17 protein-coding genes are annotated in these 18,641 nt (G+C 57.7%); 6 read left to right on the forward strand and 11 right to left on the reverse strand.

Annotated elements, in window-relative coordinates; all coding sequences use genetic code 11:
* Nucleotides 1–81 precede the first annotated feature (81 nt).
* Complete coding sequence (locus tag LCM21_RS04100; protein WP_224889435.1) at nucleotides 82–744, reverse strand: sulfotransferase family 2 domain-containing protein; 663 nt, start codon at nucleotides 742–744, stop codon at nucleotides 82–84.
* A gap of 158 nt (nucleotides 745–902) precedes the next feature.
* Between LCM21_RS04100 and LCM21_RS04105 the strand changes: the two genes are divergently transcribed.
* Nucleotides 903–1,919, forward strand: a complete 1,017-nt coding sequence (locus LCM21_RS04105; protein WP_224889436.1) for a hypothetical protein — start codon at nucleotides 903–905, stop codon at nucleotides 1,917–1,919.
* A 6-nt stretch (nucleotides 1,920–1,925) separates the two neighbouring features.
* Here the strand turns inward: LCM21_RS04105 and upp are convergent, their stop codons facing one another.
* The 7 genes from upp to LCM21_RS04140 all read right to left on the reverse strand — a co-directional run bounded on the left by upp (nucleotide 1,926) and on the right by LCM21_RS04140 (nucleotide 8,302).
* A complete protein-coding gene (gene upp, locus LCM21_RS04110; protein ID WP_068332388.1) occupies nucleotides 1,926–2,558 on the reverse strand; it encodes a uracil phosphoribosyltransferase in 633 nt (210 codons plus the stop codon).
* A complete protein-coding gene (locus LCM21_RS04115) occupies nucleotides 2,555–3,541 on the reverse strand; it encodes an adenosine deaminase (RefSeq protein WP_224889437.1) in 987 nt (328 codons plus the stop codon). Before LCM21_RS04115 ends, upp begins: the two co-directional genes overlap by 4 nt.
* A complete protein-coding gene (locus tag LCM21_RS04120; protein ID WP_224889438.1) occupies nucleotides 3,538–4,749 on the reverse strand; it encodes a phosphopentomutase in 1,212 nt (403 codons plus the stop codon). The genes LCM21_RS04115 and LCM21_RS04120 overlap by 4 nt, the downstream gene beginning before the upstream one ends.
* Nucleotides 4,746–6,053, reverse strand: coding sequence for a thymidine phosphorylase (locus tag LCM21_RS04125; RefSeq protein ID WP_224889439.1), 1,308 nt, complete (start codon nucleotides 6,051–6,053; stop codon nucleotides 4,746–4,748). Before LCM21_RS04125 ends, LCM21_RS04120 begins: the two co-directional genes overlap by 4 nt.
* A 4-nt stretch (nucleotides 6,054–6,057) precedes the next feature.
* A complete protein-coding gene (locus LCM21_RS04130; protein ID WP_082677366.1) occupies nucleotides 6,058–6,474 on the reverse strand; it encodes a cytidine deaminase in 417 nt (138 codons plus the stop codon).
* A 66-nt stretch (nucleotides 6,475–6,540) separates the two neighbouring features.
* Entirely contained in the window at nucleotides 6,541–7,638 is a 1,098-nt protein-coding gene (locus LCM21_RS04135; RefSeq protein WP_224889440.1) for a cupin domain-containing protein, read from the reverse strand.
* On the reverse strand, nucleotides 7,607–8,302 hold the full coding sequence (locus LCM21_RS04140) for a hypothetical protein (RefSeq protein ID WP_224889441.1): 696 nt from the start codon (nucleotides 8,300–8,302) through the stop codon (nucleotides 7,607–7,609). The genes LCM21_RS04135 and LCM21_RS04140 overlap by 32 nt, the downstream gene beginning before the upstream one ends.
* A gap of 182 nt (nucleotides 8,303–8,484) precedes the next feature.
* On the opposite strand from LCM21_RS04140, the gene LCM21_RS04145 reads away from it, so the two are divergent.
* The 3 genes from LCM21_RS04145 (at nucleotide 8,485) to LCM21_RS04155 (ending at nucleotide 14,442) form a co-directional block, all read left to right on the forward strand.
* Nucleotides 8,485–10,758 (forward strand): NADP-dependent malic enzyme, encoded by a 2,274-nt coding sequence (locus LCM21_RS04145; protein ID WP_224889442.1) that lies wholly within the window; start codon nucleotides 8,485–8,487, stop codon nucleotides 10,756–10,758.
* A 261-nt stretch (nucleotides 10,759–11,019) separates the two neighbouring features.
* A complete protein-coding gene (gene prpE, locus LCM21_RS04150; protein WP_224889443.1) occupies nucleotides 11,020–12,909 on the forward strand; it encodes a propionate-CoA ligase PrpE in 1,890 nt (629 codons plus the stop codon).
* A 93-nt stretch (nucleotides 12,910–13,002) separates the two neighbouring features.
* Nucleotides 13,003–14,442 carry an amidase family protein gene (locus tag LCM21_RS04155; RefSeq protein ID WP_224889444.1) on the forward strand — a complete coding sequence of 480 codons (1,440 nt, stop codon included), beginning with the start codon at nucleotides 13,003–13,005 and terminating at the stop codon, nucleotides 14,440–14,442.
* A gap of 253 nt (nucleotides 14,443–14,695) precedes the next feature.
* Here LCM21_RS04155 and LCM21_RS04160 read toward each other — a convergent pair whose 3' ends face one another.
* Entirely contained in the window at nucleotides 14,696–15,457 is a 762-nt protein-coding gene (locus LCM21_RS04160; RefSeq protein ID WP_068332713.1) for an NAD kinase, read from the reverse strand.
* A gap of 167 nt (nucleotides 15,458–15,624) precedes the next feature.
* On the opposite strand from LCM21_RS04160, the gene glyA reads away from it, so the two are divergent.
* Nucleotides 15,625–16,920: a serine hydroxymethyltransferase gene (gene glyA / locus LCM21_RS04165; RefSeq protein WP_224889445.1), complete on the forward strand. Its 1,296-nt coding sequence runs from the start codon at nucleotides 15,625–15,627 to the stop codon at nucleotides 16,918–16,920.
* Nucleotides 16,921–16,978: 58 nt separating this feature from the next.
* On the opposite strand, the gene LCM21_RS04170 is transcribed toward glyA, so the two are convergent.
* Nucleotides 16,979–17,353: a hypothetical protein gene (locus LCM21_RS04170; RefSeq protein WP_224889446.1), complete on the reverse strand. Its 375-nt coding sequence runs from the start codon at nucleotides 17,351–17,353 to the stop codon at nucleotides 16,979–16,981.
* Between the two features lie 49 nt (nucleotides 17,354–17,402).
* Here LCM21_RS04170 and LCM21_RS04175 point away from each other — a divergent pair, with 49 nt between their 5' ends.
* Nucleotides 17,403–18,203 (forward strand): alpha/beta fold hydrolase, encoded by an 801-nt coding sequence (locus LCM21_RS04175; protein ID WP_224889447.1) that lies wholly within the window; start codon nucleotides 17,403–17,405, stop codon nucleotides 18,201–18,203.
* Between the two features lies 1 nt (nucleotide 18,204).
* Here LCM21_RS04175 and LCM21_RS04180 read toward each other — a convergent pair whose 3' ends face one another.
* On the reverse strand, nucleotides 18,205–18,582 hold the full coding sequence (locus LCM21_RS04180) for a rhodanese-like domain-containing protein (protein ID WP_224889448.1): 378 nt from the start codon (nucleotides 18,580–18,582) through the stop codon (nucleotides 18,205–18,207).
* Nucleotides 18,583–18,641 lie beyond the last annotated feature (59 nt).

An 18,641-nucleotide genomic window follows, 5' to 3' on the forward strand; every position in this document is an offset into this window, starting at 1 on the left:
TTTAGGCCATTTCCGCCGTAATATGCGCAGAAAATCCAAACAACATTAAAAGCAAAATGCTCATTAGGATAGATTTGGAAACTATGCTTCGCCTGCTGGATCAAACGTATACCCGAATCTTGCGATATCCTCATTGCAGGCTTCGGCGACCGCCGAAGCCGACCGATCAGTATAATAGTGACGATAGTCTCTCTGTCGCTGTGACCGGTTCAACCGAGGCAAGGTCAGGTTGAACCCAAGGTGATCGAACAAGGCGTTCCCATCCTGATTGAACTGTTCCAGACGAATATAGAACTGACATTGCTCGACCCCATCTGCGCGGGTCATGTACCGCCGGGCGGGGTTCAATCGAAATGACTTTACCGTGTCAGGGTGCAGGACAAACTCCTCAAAATTCAACCTCTGCGCCAGCGAAACTGCGGGGTGGTTAAAGCTTTGAACGCGCAGCCAGTGATAGTAACTAACAATCCGGTCCCACGGGTTACGCACCATTGTGAACGTGGTCAGGGATTGAAGTTCGTCTATCGAAAGAACCCCGTCGATATCGGCCAGGGTTGAATGCTTCCACAAACGTCCTTTACCCGTCAAAGCCTTGGCCCTTTTGCGTCGTTTTATAGCTTTGGGCGTATCTCCGAACAGGATGTCATCCTTCATCGCACGATCTTCCAAAGCCTGTGCCAAAGACGTGCCCCCCGTCTTTGGAATATGGACAAACACGTAGCGACGCCCGCGCGAAATGATCATGCTGCCTCTCCGAGTGCTACGGCGCTTTTTGACCGCCAAACATACATCGCGACCGCGCGTTACGATATCCAGCACATTTTCAAAACGGCGCGCAACAGGTTTGCGCCTTTGGATTTTCGCATGTTAAGCTGACGGAAAATAATCACGAGCACCCCACCTTGAAAACGGCCCTTAAACAGTACCAGCGGATTGAGGCCACCGGTCTGTGGCGCCCCTCGCCGGATATGCAACGGCGCGAGGTGGTGGTGTCGATTGGCGAGGCCACGCTGACAATCTCGGACTTCAACGAACAGGCGTTGACACATTGGTCCCTGGCTGCGCTCGAACGGCAGAATCCCGGTGGGTTTCCGGCCATATTCAACCCGGACGGCGATCCGGCTGAAACGCTGGAGCTGGCGGAAACCGAAACCACGATGATCGAGGCGATCGACCGGCTGCAACGGGCCATCGAACGGGCGCGGCCGCATCCCGGCCGACTGCGTTGGGTCACTGTCGCCGGGGTGTTCGCCGCCGTGGCCGCCTTGTTGCTGCTTTGGCTGCCCGTTGCCTTACAGAATCATGTCATCTCGGTTGTGCCGGATATCAAACGCCAGGATATCGGAAATACGATCCTTCGCCGCATCGAACGGGTCTCGGGCCGTGCGTGTAAGTCAAACGACGCACAGGCCGCTTTGGACCAGTTGGCTGCCCGCACTGGTGTTCGGAAAATCGTCATTCTGCCCGCGGGGGTGCAAACCAGCCTGAGCCTGCCCGGAGGCATTGTTTTGCTGAACCGGGCGCTCGTTGAGGATCACGAAGACCCTTCGGTCGCCGCAGGCTACATCATTGCAGAGCGTGCCCGTACTGAGGCGCAGGATCCGCTGGATGACCTGTTGGATCGTACCGGCGTCACAACGGCTTTCCGGCTGCTGACAACCGGCGAACTGACGCCCGAGATCATCGACACTTATACCGAGCAGGTTCTGTCAGAACCGCGCCCATCCTTGCCCGATGATGAAGTGCTGGAGGTGTTTGCACAAACAGCGCTGCCTTCGACGCCATATGCCTATGCGGTGGATGTCACCGGCGAAACAGTTCTGGGCCTGATCGAGGCTGACCCGATGGCCGGCCGCCCCCTGCAACAGGTTCTGCCGGACCGCGACTGGGTCCGGCTCCAAAATATCTGCGGGGAATAAACGGATTTACTTGGTACCGAACATCCGGTCCCCTGCGTCACCTAGACCGGGCATGATGTAGCCTTTCGAGTTCAACTCGCGATCAAGCGCGGCAGTTACGATCTTAACATCGGGATGCGCTTCTTTCATCCGCTCCACACCTTCGGGAGCAGCCAGCAAGCAGAGAAAACGGATGTCGGTGGCCCCGGCCTCTTTCAGCAGATCAATCGCAGCAGCCGAACTGTTGCCCGTGGCCAACATCGGATCAACGGCGATGACCAGACGGTCTTTCAGCCCTTCGGGCGCCTTGAAGTAGTATTGAACCGGTTTCAGTGTTTCTTCATCGCGATAGAGCCCTACAAACCCGACACGGGCCGAGGGGATCAGTTCCAGCACCCCGTCCAGCATGCCGTTCCCTGCCCGCAGGATTGAAACCAAGGCAAGCTTCTTTCCGGCCAGAATGGGGGCATCCATTTCTTCCATCGGGGTTTCGATATTTCGGGTGGTCAGCTTTAGCTCACGCGTGACTTCATAGGCCAGCAGCAGGGTGATTTCACGCAACAACTGACGGAATCCAGCGGTTGACGTGCCCTTGTCACGCATGAGCGTCAATTTGTGCTGGACCAACGGATGGTCAACGACGGTCAGGTGTTCGCTCATGTTCTCTCCAGTCTTTTCTTGACACGCGCACGGGTGTCTTCATCGCAAAAAGCAGCCGCCAGGGCGGTGTGGTTTATGGCAGCAAAATCCTCGGCTTTCCAATCGAAGGCTTTGCCCAGCATTTCATATTCGCGCCGCATTGTAGTGTGGAAAAACGGCGGATCATCCGTGGAAACGGTGACTCTGACACCCGCATCGCGAAGTTTCGCAATCGGGTGGGTGTCGAAACTGGGAAACAGGCCCAGAACTACGTTTGAACCCGGGCAGACCTCAAGCGTGATCTCGCGGTCAACCAACTCGCGGACAAGGTCCGGGTCCTCGATGGCGCGAACGCCGTGCCCGATCCGTTCGACCCCCAAGTAACGGACCGCATCGCGCACGCTTTCGGGACCGCCGAATTCACCGGCATGCGACGTTAGGCGCAAACCGGCTTCGCGGGCGCAGTCAAAGGCCCATTGATAGTCGCCCTGCGCGCCGACGGATTCGTTGCCCCCCATTCCAAATCCCGTGATCCAGCTTCCTGCCGTTTCGGCAGCGCATCGGGCGCTGATCTTTGCTTGTTCCGGCCCGAAATGGCGGACGCACGTAACGGTTCCGCGCAGGGTGATATCGAATTTACGCTCGGCCTCATCTGCCGCGTCCTGAATAGCGCTGAGGTAGTCGCGCCAGGCGTTCACATCCCCGCCACCACAAAAATCGGGGCTGAGGAAAGTTTCCGAATAAACCACGCCATTGGCCGCGCTTTCTTCCAGGATCGCCAATGTCAGGCGTCGGAAATCTTCGGGCGTCTTCAGCACCTCACACGCAGCTTCGTACACGCTGAGAAAATGTGTGAAATCGCGAAAGTCATAGCTGCCGTCCGGCTTGAAGATACCGCTCAGGTCGATGCGTTTTTCATGCGCAAGTTGGCGGATAAAGGCGGGCGGTGCCGCGCCTTCGTGATGCAGGTGCAACTCAATCTTTGGCAGGTCTTCTATGGTCATAGGAAGCTCTTTCCCGGTCCCTGTGCCGGAATGTTCAAATGGTGCGCGATGCTGGCGGCGATGTCGGCAAAATTCACCGCACCAATCTGGCCCGCCTGTTTTCCAGCGATCAGAACCGGCACTTGTTCGCGTGTGTGATCGGTACCGACCCAGCTGGGATCATTTCCGTGATCGGCGGTCAGCAGCATCAAGTCTCCGGGGCGCAGCTTTTGCAGGATCACGCCAATCTCGTGGTCAAACCATTCCAACGCGCGGGCGTATCCGCTGATGTCTCGGCGATGGCCGTAGAGGCTGTCGAACTCAACAAAATTGGCGAATGTCAGGCTCCCCTCTTCGGCCTCATCGACCAGATTGGACAGGTGGCGCATCAGCTCGGCATCCGATCCCTTGCGCAGCGTGTCGATCCCCTGCATCGAAAAGATATCTCCGATTTTTCCAACCGCATGTACGCGCCGCCCGGCATCCTGTGCCCAATTGGTCAGAACCGGTGCGGGCGGCAGGATGGCAAAGTCCTTGCGGTTGGTGGTGCGCGTAAATCCCTCTTCCGGTGTCCCGATGAAAGGCCGCGCAATCACGCGCCCCACTTTCATCGCATGCAGTCGCGGCGCCAGCGTTTTGCACATCTGCAAAAGCCGGTCGAGGCCAAAGCTTTCCTCATGCGCGGCGATCTGGAACACGCTGTCGGCAGAGGTATAGCAGATCGGCCATCCGGTTCGCATGTGCTCAGCCCCCAGTTCTGCGATGATGGCGGTGCCAGAGGCATAGCAGTCGCCCAGAATACCCTCGGTTCCCGCGGCCTCAGCAGCGGCACGGCTCAGTTCGGCCGGGAACGACGGTGTTGTGTTCGGAAAGTAATGCCAGTCCCACGGCACTGGCAGCCCTGCCAGCTCCCAGTGACCCGACGGGGTGTCTTTGCCCGCCGAATGCTCGCGCGCGCAGCCCCAAAGGCCGGTTGGCGTGGCCTGCAAACCGGGCGTCTCCTCATCCGAAGCAAGGCGCGTCGCGGCCCCCAATCCCAAGACGTCAAGATTTGGCACGGACAGCGGACCCGATCGGCCCTGCTCCGCCCGACCCTCAGCACAGGCCTGCGCAATATGGGCAAGGGTATTTGCACCAGTGTCGGGCGTCTCACCGTTGAAGAACTTGCCTGCGTCCGGCGCACCACCGATGCCCACCGAATCCATCACGACCAAAAAGGCTCGGGTCACGGGGAAATCCTTTCGTGGACAAGCGTTGGGGACGTGATCGCGTCCGGGCCAATCGTGATGGCGCGCAACACCGTCTGAGCGACTTCCCGGGCCGCGTCCTCACGCGCGGCATGAACAACTGCCAACGGTGCGCCCCGATCAACCTTGTCGCCCAGCCGAACAATGCCTGACAGGCCAACGGCCGGGTCTATCACATCATCTTCAACCTGCCGCCCGCCGCCCAGCGCGACCACGGCAAGGCCAAGGGCTTCGCCATCTATTGCAGAGACATAACCGCTTTCAGGGGCAGGAACTTCTAGGATCACGCTGGCTTCGGGCAGGTAACGGCTCCAGTTTTCAACGAATTGCAGCGGCCCGCCCACTGCCGCCATCATGCGACCAAAGCGCTCGGCCGCGCGGCCGTCACGGATCACGTCCGTGATTTTGTCGCGCCCCTCGTCCACCGTTTCGAACATCCCGGCATCCGCCAGCAAAACCCCGCCCAGCTCTGCCGAGATTTCAGCAAGAGGTGCGTCATGCGCTTGAGTCAGAACCATCATCACCTCGGCCACTTCCAGCGCATTGCCGAGTGCCGGGGCCAGCGGTTGATTCATATCGGTGATGACCGCCGAAGTCCGGCATCCTGCTGCATTCGCCGTCTCGGTCAGTGCCTGCGCCAATTCGCGTGCGTCCTGCAGTGTTTTCATAAACGCGCCCGATCCGACCTTAACGTCCAGAACCAACGCCTCGGGGCTGGCGGCCAGCTTTTTTGACAGGATGGAGGCCGTGATCAGATCAAGGCTCTCTACCGTCGCTGTCACATCGCGAATTGCATAGAGCCGTTTGTCCGCAGGCGCGATCTGCCCGGTCGCGCCAACAATGGCCGCGCCGGCATCGCGCAAGATCTGCATCAAACGGTCTTGTCCGATCTGAGTGGTAACGCCGGGAATAGCCTCAAGCTTGTCCAGCGTCCCCCCGGTGTGCCCAAGCCCGCGACCCGAGATCATGGGGACATATGCTCCAAGCTCGGCCAGCGCGGGGGCAAGAACCAGGCTTACACTGTCGCCCACCCCCCCGGTCGAGTGTTTGTCAACCACCGGGCCGTCGAAATCCCAGCTCAGCACATCGCCGCTGTCGCGCATGGCAATGGTCAGATCAGCGCGCCCCTGCTGACCCAAGCCCCCCATGCAGACCGCCATTGCAAAGGCGCCGGCCTGCGCATCACTGACGCCACCATCGGCGAGACCTTGCGCGAACCAGCGCAGTTCTTCGCCATTGGGTACTTGCGACCGACGAAGCTTGGCAATGATCGAGCGGGCGTCCATCTGCTCAGACGTCTTCCATATGCGAGGCGTCAAAGGCGCCCGGCAACAGATCACCAATCGTTGTTTCGAATTCGACCCCGTCGACGGTCGCAAGCGTCACCTTGACGTCACGCTTGCCAAATTCGGCCAGTTTCTGACGGCACCCACCGCAGGGCGGCACAGGTTGCGGAGATGACGCCACAACGTAAACCTCAGTGAGGGACAGCTCACCCGCAGCCACCATGGCAGCAATTGCGCCCGCCTCGGCACAGGTGCCTTCGGGGTATGCTACGTTTTCGACGTTACAGCCGGAAAAAACCTCACCTGACGCAGAACGGATCGCTGCGCCGACCTTGAACTTGGAATAGGGAGCATAGGCTTTTTCCCGAACAGCCAGGGCTGCGTCCTTCAGCGGCATTGTGATTCCCCAATTTTTGATCATCTGGTCAGAAGTGCATACACTAAATGCATTCGCCCAAACAGTTGAAGCCCCCGGAAAGAAGTTTCCTTAGCCAAGCGTCGTATTGAACGTGCCCGGAAGCGTCACCTCAAGCAGCTCGACATCATCTGACGGATCAGACAGGCGCGTGCGCATACCGGGCGGGATCACGAACGCATCGCCTTGTTCCAGCCGGTAAGGTTCGCGGCCTTCGCCTTCCAACGTGACTTCTCCATTCATGACAAAGGAAAAGTGAATATCCGTGTCATGGGATGCCCAAACCGGATCGCCCTGCCCTTTACGCACAACCTGCACCCCGGCAACGCCCTTGGTGTTTTCTGCAATCGTCGTGTCACGGCAGATATAACCCGGCAGTCGGAACGGCCCCCATTCGGCACCCTCGGCCTGATTAAAGACGAATCGCTGACCCTGCCATTCCCGCTCGGGGCGGAAATGTGGCGTGGGCAATTCCATGTCGTGATCAATCTCGGTGACATGTTCGGCCGGAACGCCGATCTCGATCACCTGCACATTGTCTGACGCTTCGAGCACACGGTGGCGAATTTCGGGAGGTTGGATAAAGCAATCCCCTGCCGTCAGGCGCATCTTTTCACCCTGATCCTCGTACACCACGTCAACCCAGCCGTGGATGCAGAAGATCAGTTGAAACCCAACCTTGTGGAAATGCACCATGTCCGGCACCGGACCACCGTCGGGGATACGGATGTGACTTGCGATAATAGACCCACCCAGCCGATCCGGCACCAGATCGCGATAGTGCATCCCTGCCCGTCCGATGATCCAAGGTGCCTGATCCTTGAGCCTGCGTACGACGAAAGAATGCACCGTATCAGGCATGACCAAAGGCGGGTTCAGCTCGTCGATTTCAACCCGTGTGCCATTGGGGGCCACCAAGCTGCGCTTTCCGTCCGCGAACTCATCCGGAGCATCTGTCAGGATTCTGAGTGTCCCGGGCGCTTCGGGCGCGTCCTTGACAATTCGTACCCGCAAACCGTGACCGGAAAAAACGGCTATACGCGGGTCATCGGCGGGATAGATCATGTCCATCCGCATACCCAGAACCTTGGTGTAAAACGGAATATCGTTGCGCAGCTCCTGCGTTGGCAGGCGGATTTCAGCGCATGTTGTCTTTGGCGATTTGCTCATCTGATGTCTCATCGGTCTTGGTTTTCGGCCATCCGATCAGAACGGCGGCCAAAATGCCAATCGAAAAATACATCTCAAGCGTTTCTTCCAGCGCGAACAAGCGGACGACCATGACCATTGTCATTTCGTCGCCAAAGGCACTGCTGATTTCTTCCAAGCCCTGCGCTACAACAGCCAGCATGCCAGCCAGAATGAAGACCATAAGAAACGGCGCGCGGATTTTTAGCGCCTGCCAAGCATTTGGTACGCCGTGCCAGAAAACACCGCCCAAGACGACAACGGCCAGCACCACGCGCACAAGCGTCATATCCAGCATGACATCGAATCCGTTTAGAATCTGATATGGCAAGCTGCCCGTTGCGTACACATCGGCCTCAAGCTCTCGCTCCGCCAACAAAAGGCAAACCACGCCAATATAAAAACGGCTGATACCACGGTACCGAACCAGGGCCGCCACGCCAGCAGCCAACAACGCTGCGGCCGAGCCTGTTTCGATCAGACCGCCTTCTTGATTGAGTGCCGCAGCCTGCATCGGCCAGATCGAGATCGCGCAAAGGATACCAATGGCCAAAGCGATGACTGCACAAAACGCAACGCGACCGGCGCCAAACCCGTTCTTACTAGTAAGGGCGGTGTCCGGCCCATGGTCTTCACTATAGCTCATACCGATCTTCTCGAAACATAACGGCGAGGATTCAAAAGTTGCCGGAATGTAATAGTTCTGCGACTGAAATCAACCGAAACGACTGAAATCGGTACATCCATCTGATGAGGTGACCTGACGTAGCCAAGCTAAGAAAAATAGTTTAAGGCTAAATCAAATTTTTGAACGGAAGTGAATCGTCAATGTCTGATACACCCAGCCTGCGGCAGGCCGCGCTTGAATATCACGCCAAACCAAAGCCCGGAAAGCTGGAGATCAAAGCGACAAAGCCGATGGCAAACGGTCGTGATCTGGCGCGCGCCTACTCCCCCGGTGTGGCTGAGGCCAGCCTCGAGATCAAGGCGGATGCAGCAAATGCCGAGCTTTACACCGCGCGCGGCAACCTTGTGGGCGTTGTTTCCAACGGAACAGCAGTGCTTGGGTTGGGTGACATCGGTGCGCTGGCGTCAAAGCCGGTGATGGAAGGCAAAGCGGTCCTGTTCAAGAAATTCGCCGGCATTGACTGTTTCGATATCGAAGTGGATCAGCCCGACCCGGAAAAACTGGCCGAAATTGTCTGCGCGCTGGAACCAACATTTGGTGCGATTAACCTTGAAGACATCAAAGCCCCCGATTGCTTTGTTGTTGAGAAGATCTGCCGCGAGCGGATGAATATCCCAGTTTTTCACGACGACCAACATGGCACCGCCATCGTTGTAGGGGCCGCCGCCAAGAACGCCTTGCATGTGGCGGGCAAGAAGTTCGAAGACATCAAGGTCGTTTCGACCGGTGGTGGTGCGGCAGGGATCGCCTGCTTGATGATGCTGGTAAAATTGGGTGTGAAGCGCGAGAATATCTGGCTCTGCGACATTCATGGTTTGGTCTACGAGGGCCGCGCCGAGGACATGAACCCGCACAAGGACCAGTTCGCCCAGAAATCTGATTTGCGCACGCTGGACGATGTGATCGGCGATGCTGATCTATTTCTTGGTCTAAGCGGGCCGAATGTTCTCAAGCCCGAGATGGTTGAGAAAATGGCTAAGAGACCAATCATTTTTGCCCTGGCCAACCCGACCCCCGAAATATTGCCCGAGGCCGCGCGTGAAGTTGCCCCGGATGCGATCATTGCAACTGGTCGCAGCGATTTCCCCAATCAGGTCAACAACGTTTTGTGCTTCCCCTTCATCTTTCGTGGCGCGTTGGACGTCGGCGCGACGGAAATCAACGACGAAATGCAGATCGCCTGCGTTGACGGAATCGCCGAAATGGCGCGCGCCACCACCAGCGCCGAGGCTGCTGCGGCTTACAAAGGTGAGCAGCTGACCTTCGGACCAGACTACCTGATCCCGAAACCGTTTGACCCGCGTCTTGTGGGTGTCGTTTCTTCGGCCGTGGCCAAGGCCGCGATGGAAAGCGGGGTCGCTAAACGTCCGATCGAAGATATCGAGGCGTATAAAGAAAAACTGAACCAGACGGTGTTCAAATCTGCCCTGCTCATGCGCCCCGTGTTTGAAGCTGCTGCAGCGGCTTCGCGCAGGATCGTGTTTGCCGAGGGCGAAGACGAACGCGTTCTTCGCGCGGCACAGGCCATTCTGGAAGAAACCACTGAAACCCCGATCCTGATCGGTCGTCCCGACGTGATCGGCACCCGTTGCGAGCGTCTGGGCCTAAAGGTGCGTCCCGGTGAAGATTTCCAGATCGTGAACCCACAAGACGACCCGCGATACTACGACTACTGGAGCTCGTACCACGAGATCATGCAGCGCCGTGGTGTCACACCTGATCTGGCCAAGGCCATCATGCGTACGAACAACACCGCCATTGGAGCGATCATGGTGCACCGAGGTGAGGCCGACAGCCTGATCTGTGGCACCTTTGGTGAATATCGCTGGCACCTGAACTATGTTGAGCAAGTCCTGGCCGATGGCGAGCTGCGCCCGCATGGCGCCTTGTCTCTTATGATTCTGGAAGATGGCCCCTTGTTCATCGCCGACACCCATGTTCATCAATTGCCAACACCGGAAGAGCTGGCTGAAACCACACTTGGCGCAGCCCGCCATGTTCGTCGGTTTGGGATCGAACCCAAGATCGCCTTTTGCTCACAATCGCAGTTCGGCAATCAGGCTGAGGGCTCTGGCAAACGACTGCGGGCTGCACTTAGGATACTCGATTCCGAACCTCGGGACTTTACCTACGAAGGTGAGATGAACCTTGACGTGGCTCTGGACCCGGAACTGAGGTCTCGGATTTTCCCGAACTCTCGCCTTGAAGGGGCGGCGAACGTTTTGATCTTTGCCCATGCGGATGCGGCCAGCGGAGTGCGCAACATCCTCAAGATGAAGGCCGACGGGCTTGAGGTTGGACCGATCCTGATGGGCATGGGCAACAAGGCACATATCGTGACCCCGTCCATCACGGCGCGCGGATTGCTGAACATGGCGGCGATTGGCGGTACCCCGGTTGCGCATTACGGCTGATCTTTATTGGCTCAATTGGCCCACGGGTTGCTGAGCCTGCCCTAAAGGTGATTCTTTGCACGTGAAAGTTTGCAGATTTGCAAAACTTGTCGCTTGATGCCCGAAAAATCGGTCTGAGCAACTTGTTTGCAAAAATTTGCAAGTGTCTCGGGCAAATTCTGCAAAGATTTTGCGATAAAGTGACGCTTCGTCATTTCCGTTGCTTGTGTGGTGCCCCCCGGCGGCCTTACACAATTCACGGAGATTTAGGAGGAGGTCATCGTGGCATATCAGGACGTATACGAGAGCTGGAAATCCGACCCCGAAGCATTCTGGATGGAAGCCGCCAAGGGGATCGATTGGGTTCAACCACCGACCAAGGCGTTGTTTGACGAAAACGCGCCGCTGTACGAATGGTTCTGCGATGCGAGGGTCAACACATGCTGGAATGCTGTGGACCGCCATGTCGAAAATGGTCGCGGAGAGCAAACGGCGATCATTTATGACAGCCCGATCACCCACACCAAGCGCGAGATTTCCTATGTCGAGTTGCGCAACCGTGTCGCCACACTGGCCGGAGCGTTAAGGGCCAAGGGCGTCGAAAAAGGCGACCGGGTCATCATCTACATGCCCATGATCCCCGAGGCGCTTGAGGCAATGCTGGCCTGCGCGCGTCTGGGCGCGGTGCATTCAGTGGTCTTTGGCGGGTTTGCAAGCAATGAACTGGCCCTACGGATCGACGACGCCGAACCCAAGGCAATCATCGCCGCCTCATGCGGGATGGAACCGGGCCGCGTGGTGCATTACAAACCCCTGCTGGACGACGCCATCGAGATGGCAAGCCACAAACCCGATTTCTGTGTGATCTTCCAGCGCGAACAGGAAGTCGCGCAACTGATCGAAGGTCGGGATTACAACTGGCATGGGTTTCAGTATGGGGTGGAACCGGCTGACTGCGTGCCGGTGGATGGCAACGATCCGGCCTATATCCTCTATACATCTGGCACCACCGGTTCGCCCAAGGGGGTTGTCCGTCCGACCGCAGGGCATTTGGTGGCGCTGAACTGGACGATGAAGAATATTTATGACGTCGATCCAGGCGATGTATTCTGGGCGGCGTCAGATGTTGGCTGGGTCGTCGGGCACTCGTACATCTGCTACGCACCGTTGATCCACGGAAACACCACGATTGTTTTCGAAGGCAAACCCGTCGGCACCCCCGACGCCGGCACCTTCTGGCGCGTGATTTCCGAGCACAAGGTTAAAAGCTTCTTCACAGCCCCCACAGCGATCCGCGCCGTGAAACGCGAAGACCCAAAGGGCGAGATGCTGGCAAAATATGACCTGTCGAACCTGCGCGCCTTGTTCCTTGCGGGTGAGCGCGCGGACCCGGACACGATCGAATGGGCTCAGAAATCGCTTGGGGTTCAGGTCATTGACCACTGGTGGCAGACAGAAACCGGCTGGGCCATCGCCGGTAACCCCCTGGGGATCGAGGAATTGCCCATCAAGCTCGGCTCGCCTGCCAAACCGATGCCCGGCTATGACGTGCAGATCCTGGACGAAGGCGGCCACCAGATGAAACCCGGCGAACTGGGTGCAATTGCCGTCAAACTACCGCTGCCGCCCGGCACTCTGCCAACGTTGTGGAATGCTGAAGAGCGGTTCAAAAGCTCATACCTGAACCAGTTCCCCGGGTATTACGAAACCGGTGACGCGGGCATGATCGACGAGGACGGGTACCTGTACATTATGGCGAGGACCGATGACGTCATCAACGTTGCGGGTCACCGTCTGTCTACCGGCGGGATGGAAGAGGTTCTGGCCGCCCACCCGGATGTTGCCGAATGCGCCGTGATTGGCGTGTCAGATCAACTCAAAGGTCAAATGCCTGTTGGCTTTCTGTGCCTGAATGCCGGATGTGACCGCGACCATGGCGAGGTCGTGCAGGACGTGGTCAAACTGGTGCGGGAAAAAATTGGCCCTGTCGCGGCCTTCAAGCAGGCTGTTGTTGTGGATCGTCTGCCCAAGACGCGGTCGGGTAAAATTCTGCGCGGGACCATGGTGTCGATTGCGGACAGCAAAGAGTACAAAATGCCCGCAACCATCGATGATCCGGCCATTCTGGACGAGATTACCGTCGCGCTGAAATCCATCGGGTTCGCGCAGTAGGAACATTTCAGGCGGCTACGGCCGCCTGACCCACGGCTTTCACTTGCAACGGAATTCAACGCGCCTACTGTCTGATCAAGACAGTGAGGCCACATGACAACCGAAGACTACTGGCGCCTGAACGCCACCGACCTGACCGCCCTGACCCGCAGTGGAGACATCAGCGCCGAGGACGCCGTTCAAAGTGCGATTGACCGTATGCACGAGGTCAACCCAGACTTGAACGCCGTCGTCGAAGATCTGAGCACCGAGGCGCTGGACAGGGCGCGTCATCTGGACCAATCGCGAACACGCGGAGCACACACCGGGCCGTTGCATGGTGTGCCCGTAACGATCAAGATCAATGTGGACCAGAAAGGTCATGCCACGTCGAACGGCGTTGTCGCGCTGAAGGACGTGATTGCGCCAGATGATGCGCCAGTGGTGAGAAATCTGCATAACGCCGGAGCCGTTGTGATCGGCCGGACGAACACCCCAGAATTCTCGTTTCGCGCGGACACTGACAACCCGTTGCATGGCAGGACTCACAATCCGTGGGGTCGTCATATCTCGCCCGGCGGGTCCTCGGGCGGTGCCGGTGCGGCGGTGATGGCGGGAATTGGCGCTTTGGCGCATGGCAACGACATCGGCGGCAGCCTTCGGTTTCCGGCGGCAGCCAATGGGGCGGTCACGATCAAGCCTGGTCTTGGCCGCGTGCCAGCATGGAACCCAAGCCAACAGGCCGAGCGCGGGCTACTGGCGCAATCCATGTCGGTGCAGGGTTTGATCACCCGCTCTGCTGCTGATCTTCACCTGTCGATGCCCAGCCTGATCGCCGCAGACCCGCGCGATCCTTTCCACGTTCCGATACCTTGGCGCGGCGAACCCTTGGACGGACCAATCAAGGTTGCTTTCACCAAAGACACATTTGGCTATGCCCTACACCCTGAGGTCGAAAAAGCCCTGGACACCGCCCGCGACGCGCTGTCAGACGCCGGATATCAGGTGGAAGAGGTCTCGCCCCCCGATGTGTTCGAATGTGGTCGGACTGGATACCGAACTCTGATGGGTGAGGTCCTGACCCTGATGAAAAGCGATATCGAAGCTGCCGGGTCGAAAACCATCCGGGATATTTTTGACGTTTACTTTCAGGAATTCCCTCCCATAATCGGCACCGAACTGGTTCAGATGTTGGCCAAACGCAGCCACTACGCGCGCGAATGGTCCCTGTTCATGCAAGACTATCCACTGGTCCTTTCGCCTTTCTTACCACAACCATTCTTCAAACCCGACCGTGATACCGAAGGTGCGGAAGGCGTGCATGAGGTTCTGGGGTGCGCAGTCTACTCCTATGCGATGAACTTCCTTGGGCTGCCCGCCGCCTGCGTGCCTGCACGATTGGCTGATTTGCCAAGTGGGCCGCAGCCAATCAATATCCAGATCGCCGCACGCCGCTGGCGCGAGGACTTGGCAGTTGATGCCGCCGCAGCGATCGAGGCGCGGGTTGGTCAGATGCACCTGCCCCTTTGGAAAAGAATGAGCGCAGCCAAGTAGGTCCGGTCAACAAAATAGACCCCGGGATTTTCACCCAGGGCCCTCTTACTTAAATAAGCCCGGAATTCTGACGACGAGCGTAGCACCACCCACCCTCGTCGGCGCGAAAACTGCGCGATCATTCGACAACGCCGTCTGGCGGCCACTCACTCCCACCAAGGCGTGTTCCCAGGCAAGATCACTCTAGCAAAGAAAACATGTAATGCCTGTGAACTGGTTCACACAAGGCAAATAATCGTTTGTTTCTAAGGTTCTAATTGAACTGTTCTGAGATCAGCCGTTCCTCAAGCCCATGGCCGGGATCGAATAACAAACGATGCTGGATCGAGGGTTCGGACCGTATTTCAACCCAGTCTATATCCGGAAAAGAAACGGAATCCGCGTCCGCCATGACAGGGCGTTTATCTGCATCCAAGACATCAATGCGAACCTTTGCGTTCTTGGGCAACAGCGCGCCGCGCCATCGACGGGGGCGGAACGCCGCAATTGCCGTCAGGGCCAGAACATCCGCCCCGATCGGCAGAATTGGCCCGTGGGCTGAGTAGTTGTAAGCGGTCGAGCCCGCCGGTGTGGACAACAACGCGCCATCACAAACCAGTTCGGCCATCCGTACACGCCCGTCGACGCTGATCTTTAGCCGCGCTGCCTGAGGACCGGCCCGCAGCAACGATACCTCGTTGATGGCCAACGCTTCATGCAGTTTTCCGGACTGATCCAGTGCCAGCATCGCCAAAGGGTTGATAACCTCTTCCACGGCTGTGGCCAGACGCTCCATCAAGTCGGTTTCGTGGAACTCATTCATCAAGAAACCAATGGTACCGCGATTCATTCCGTACACGGGTGTATCGAGGTGCTGCATGTTATGCAGCGTGTGCAGCATGAACCCATCCCCGCCCAAGGCAACCACAACATCCGCGTCCCTCGGTGCGACATTACCATAGCGTTTCACAAGGCTGTCCCGCGCGGTTTGCGCCACTTTGGCGTCGCTGGCGAGAAAAGCGATTCTCTTTGTCATCTTTTCCGGTTTCCGGTGCTGCACATTTGGTTCCGAAACAAACATACCTTTCCCCAATAGACCAGACTTGACGCCGCAGCGGGGCAAATCGTCGTTTTACACCTTTTGCATATGATCGGTTTCCGATAGGAAATCCGCAAAGAACAGCTCAGCCAATTGGAGTCCCCATGAACGTCAATATTCGTGACAACGGTTTCTTCACCCAGTCCCTTGCGGATCGTGACCCCGAGCTGTTTGGCTCGATCACATCCGAGTTGGGCCGTCAGCGCAACGAGATCGAGCTGATCGCGTCCGAGAACATTGTCTCTGCCGCCGTGATGGAGGCGCAGGGCTCGGTCATGACAAACAAATACGCCGAAGGATATCCCGGACGGCGCTATTATGGCGGTTGCCAATTCGTCGACATTGCCGAAAATCTGGCCATCGACCGTGCCAAGCAGCTATTTGGCTGCGAGTTTGCCAACGTACAGCCGAACTCGGGTTCTCAGGCGAACCAGGGCGTGTTTCAGGCGCTAATTCAGCCTGGCGATACGATTTTAGGGATGAGCTTGGATGCGGGTGGTCACCTGACCCACGGCGCAAAACCCAACCAGTCGGGCAAATGGTTCAACGCGGTACAGTACGGTGTGCGCAAACAAGACAACATGCTGGACTACGATCAGGTCGAAGCACTGGCGAAAGAGCATCAGCCCAAGCTGATTATCGCCGGGGGTTCAGCCATCCCGCGCCAGATCGACTTTGCCCGCATGCGTGAGATTGCCGATATGGTTGGTGCCTATCTGCACGTGGACATGGCGCATTTTGCCGGTCTGGTTGCGGCGGGTGAGCACCCCTCGCCTTTCCCGCACGCGCATGTGGCGACCACGACGACCCACAAGACCTTGCGCGGACCACGTGGCGGCATGATCCTGACCAACGATGAAGGTATCGCCAAGAAGGTGAATTCGGCGATCTTCCCCGGCATTCAAGGCGGCCCGCTGATGCATGTGATCGCTGCCAAGGCCGTAGCCTTTGGCGAGGCGCTGCGCCCCGAGTTCAAAAGCTATATCCAGCAGGTTGTGACCAATGCTCAGGCGTTGTCGGATCAGTTGATCAAGGGCGGACTGGATACGGTGACTCATGGCACTGACACCCATGTGGTGCTGGTCGACCTGCGCCCCAAAGGTGTCAAGGGTAACGCCACCGAACAGGCCTTGGGTCGCGCGCATATCACCTGCAACAAGAATGGCGTGCCGTTTGACCCGGAAAAGCCAACCATCACTTCGGGCATCCGTCTGGGCTCGCCCGCTGGCACCACGCGCGGGTTTGGTGAGGTTGAATTCCGCCAAATCGCCGACTGGATCATCGAAGTGGTCGATGGCTTGGCCGCCAATGGCGAAGACGGCAACAGCGCCGTCGAAGCCAAGGTCAAGGCCGAGGTCGCAGACCTCTGTGCCAAGTTCCCGATCTATCCAAACCTGTAGTAAGGTTTAAATCTTATGACCTAAGCGGCGCCTGATGGGCGCCGTTTTTTTGTGCAGGTTAAACAAAGCCCTGCCACCGCAAAAAGATAAGTAGCAAAACCGACAAGGCCAGCAGGTTAAACGCCAGCCCGCCCAGCATTCCCAAGAACCAACCCAGCCGCCGGTCGGCAAGGTTTATACCGCTCAAATGCTCCTGAACCTGCTCGGACGCGCGCGCCAGTTTCTGAGCATCCAATGTTAACCGTAGCCTGGGATGGTCCGCCAAAGGTTCAGCACGTGCCAATAGCAACGCTTGCTTGTAAATTCGGCGGGGCAGACGCCGCTTGGCCTTTCGGATCGAGGTTGTCAGAGTCGTATCTTTCACACCCAACTTCTTGCGCAGCAACTCAACCGTCTGCGCAATTTGGGTTTGGATGTCTATGTTATCCGACATGGGCGAGCCTCCGAGCCTGCCAATCTAACCGCCGTTTGCGGGGGCGACAATGGGGCTGGTTGTTTCTGTTCTTGGCGGGTATCACGGCGCTATGCTGAACACGATCTTACATGGCGAACCTACGGACAAACCTCCTGTTTTGATTGCCCATGGGCTGTATGGCTCTGCGCGGAATTGGGGTGTCATTGCCCGGCGGCTGACCGATGAACGGCAGGTCATCGCCGTCGACATGCGCAACCATGCCTACAGCATGTGGAGCGATCAGCACAGCTATCCCGATCTTGCTGGTGATTTGGCCGAGGTGATCGCGCATTTCGGCGGGTGCGCGGATGTGGTTGGCCACTCAATGGGTGGCAAGGCGGCGATGATGCTGGCCCTTCAACACGGTGATCTGGTGCGCAAGCTTATGGTGGCGGACATAGCGCCCGTTGCCTATTCCCACAGCCAGATCCAATTCATCGAAGCGATGCGGTCGGTTGATTTGACCAAGGTTGAGCGTCGTTCGGACGCATCCGAACAACTGGCCGCGCTGAATGTGGAAAAATCACTGCAAAGCTTTTTCACACAATCGCTGGACATCAAAGGACAACGCTGGTTGCTGAACCTGGATGTGCTGGCAGCCGAGATGCCCAAAATCATGGGCTTTCCGCAAGTGGATGCAAGCTGGCAAGGTTCAGCACTTTTTCTATCGGGGGCTGAGTCTGACTATGTTCTGCCTCAGCACCGCGATTTGATCCGCGCGCTGTTTCCAGCCGCTAAATTCGCTAAAATTCTCGGCGCGGGCCACTGGCTGCACGCCGAGAAGCCGAGAGAGTTCGAGGCAGCCGTCAGGGCGTTTCTAAACGCCTGAGTCAGCCGTTTGAAACGTCGCCACCGCCATTGATCCAATCGGTTAGGCCGCCAAGGTTATAAACCTGTTCGTACCCCATATCTTTCAGAAGCTTACCGGCCAGCGCCGCGCGACCGCCAGCAGCACAGTATAAGACAATCGGTCGATCTTTTCGAAGCTCAGCGTCATAGGACTTCAGCGTATCGTCAGCACTGAACTCCAACCCCCCACGGGGGATATGATGTGCACCGCTGGCCCGCCCCGTCTGCTGCAACTCGACGGCATCGCGCACATCCAGCAGCAAGCCGCCCTGCTCTATCAACTGTTTCGCTTTGCCTGTGTCGATTCGCTCGACCGCCGCGTTTGCGGCCTCCATCATGCTTTTTACTGTAAGGGCCATGCACTGTCCTCCGATGAATTTCAGCGGACGTTAGCATGTGAAAAACAGAAGATGTAGAC

Origin of the sequence: Ruegeria profundi, from assembly GCF_020171505.1 — a bacterium.
GTDB lineage: Bacteria > Pseudomonadota > Alphaproteobacteria > Rhodobacterales > Rhodobacteraceae > Ruegeria > Ruegeria profundi.

Coding starts and splice junctions, on each gene's coding strand:
- LCM21_RS04155 (WP_224889444.1), top strand. CDS start 13,003: ATGACAACCGAAGACTACTGGCGCCTGAACGCCACCGACCTGACCGCC.
- LCM21_RS04180 (WP_224889448.1), bottom strand. CDS start 18,582: ATGGCCCTTACAGTAAAAAGCATGATGGAGGCCGCAAACGCGGCGGTC.
- LCM21_RS04140 (WP_224889441.1), bottom strand. CDS start 8,302: ATGAGCTATAGTGAAGACCATGGGCCGGACACCGCCCTTACTAGTAAG.
- LCM21_RS04145 (WP_224889442.1), top strand. CDS start 8,485: ATGTCTGATACACCCAGCCTGCGGCAGGCCGCGCTTGAATATCACGCC.
- LCM21_RS04170 (WP_224889446.1), bottom strand. CDS start 17,353: ATGTCGGATAACATAGACATCCAAACCCAAATTGCGCAGACGGTTGAG.
- LCM21_RS04160 (WP_068332713.1), bottom strand. CDS start 15,457: ATGACAAAGAGAATCGCTTTTCTCGCCAGCGACGCCAAAGTGGCGCAA.
- glyA (WP_224889445.1), top strand. CDS start 15,625: ATGAACGTCAATATTCGTGACAACGGTTTCTTCACCCAGTCCCTTGCG.
- LCM21_RS04115 (WP_224889437.1), bottom strand. CDS start 3,541: ATGACCATAGAAGACCTGCCAAAGATTGAGTTGCACCTGCATCACGAA.
- LCM21_RS04100 (WP_224889435.1), bottom strand. CDS start 744: ATGATCATTTCGCGCGGGCGTCGCTACGTGTTTGTCCATATTCCAAAG.
- LCM21_RS04135 (WP_224889440.1), bottom strand. CDS start 7,638: ATGAGCAAATCGCCAAAGACAACATGCGCTGAAATCCGCCTGCCAACG.
- upp (WP_068332388.1), bottom strand. CDS start 2,558: ATGAGCGAACACCTGACCGTCGTTGACCATCCGTTGGTCCAGCACAAA.
- LCM21_RS04125 (WP_224889439.1), bottom strand. CDS start 6,053: ATGGACGCCCGCTCGATCATTGCCAAGCTTCGTCGGTCGCAAGTACCC.
- LCM21_RS04130 (WP_082677366.1), bottom strand. CDS start 6,474: ATGATCAAAAATTGGGGAATCACAATGCCGCTGAAGGACGCAGCCCTG.
- LCM21_RS04175 (WP_224889447.1), top strand. CDS start 17,403: ATGGGGCTGGTTGTTTCTGTTCTTGGCGGGTATCACGGCGCTATGCTG.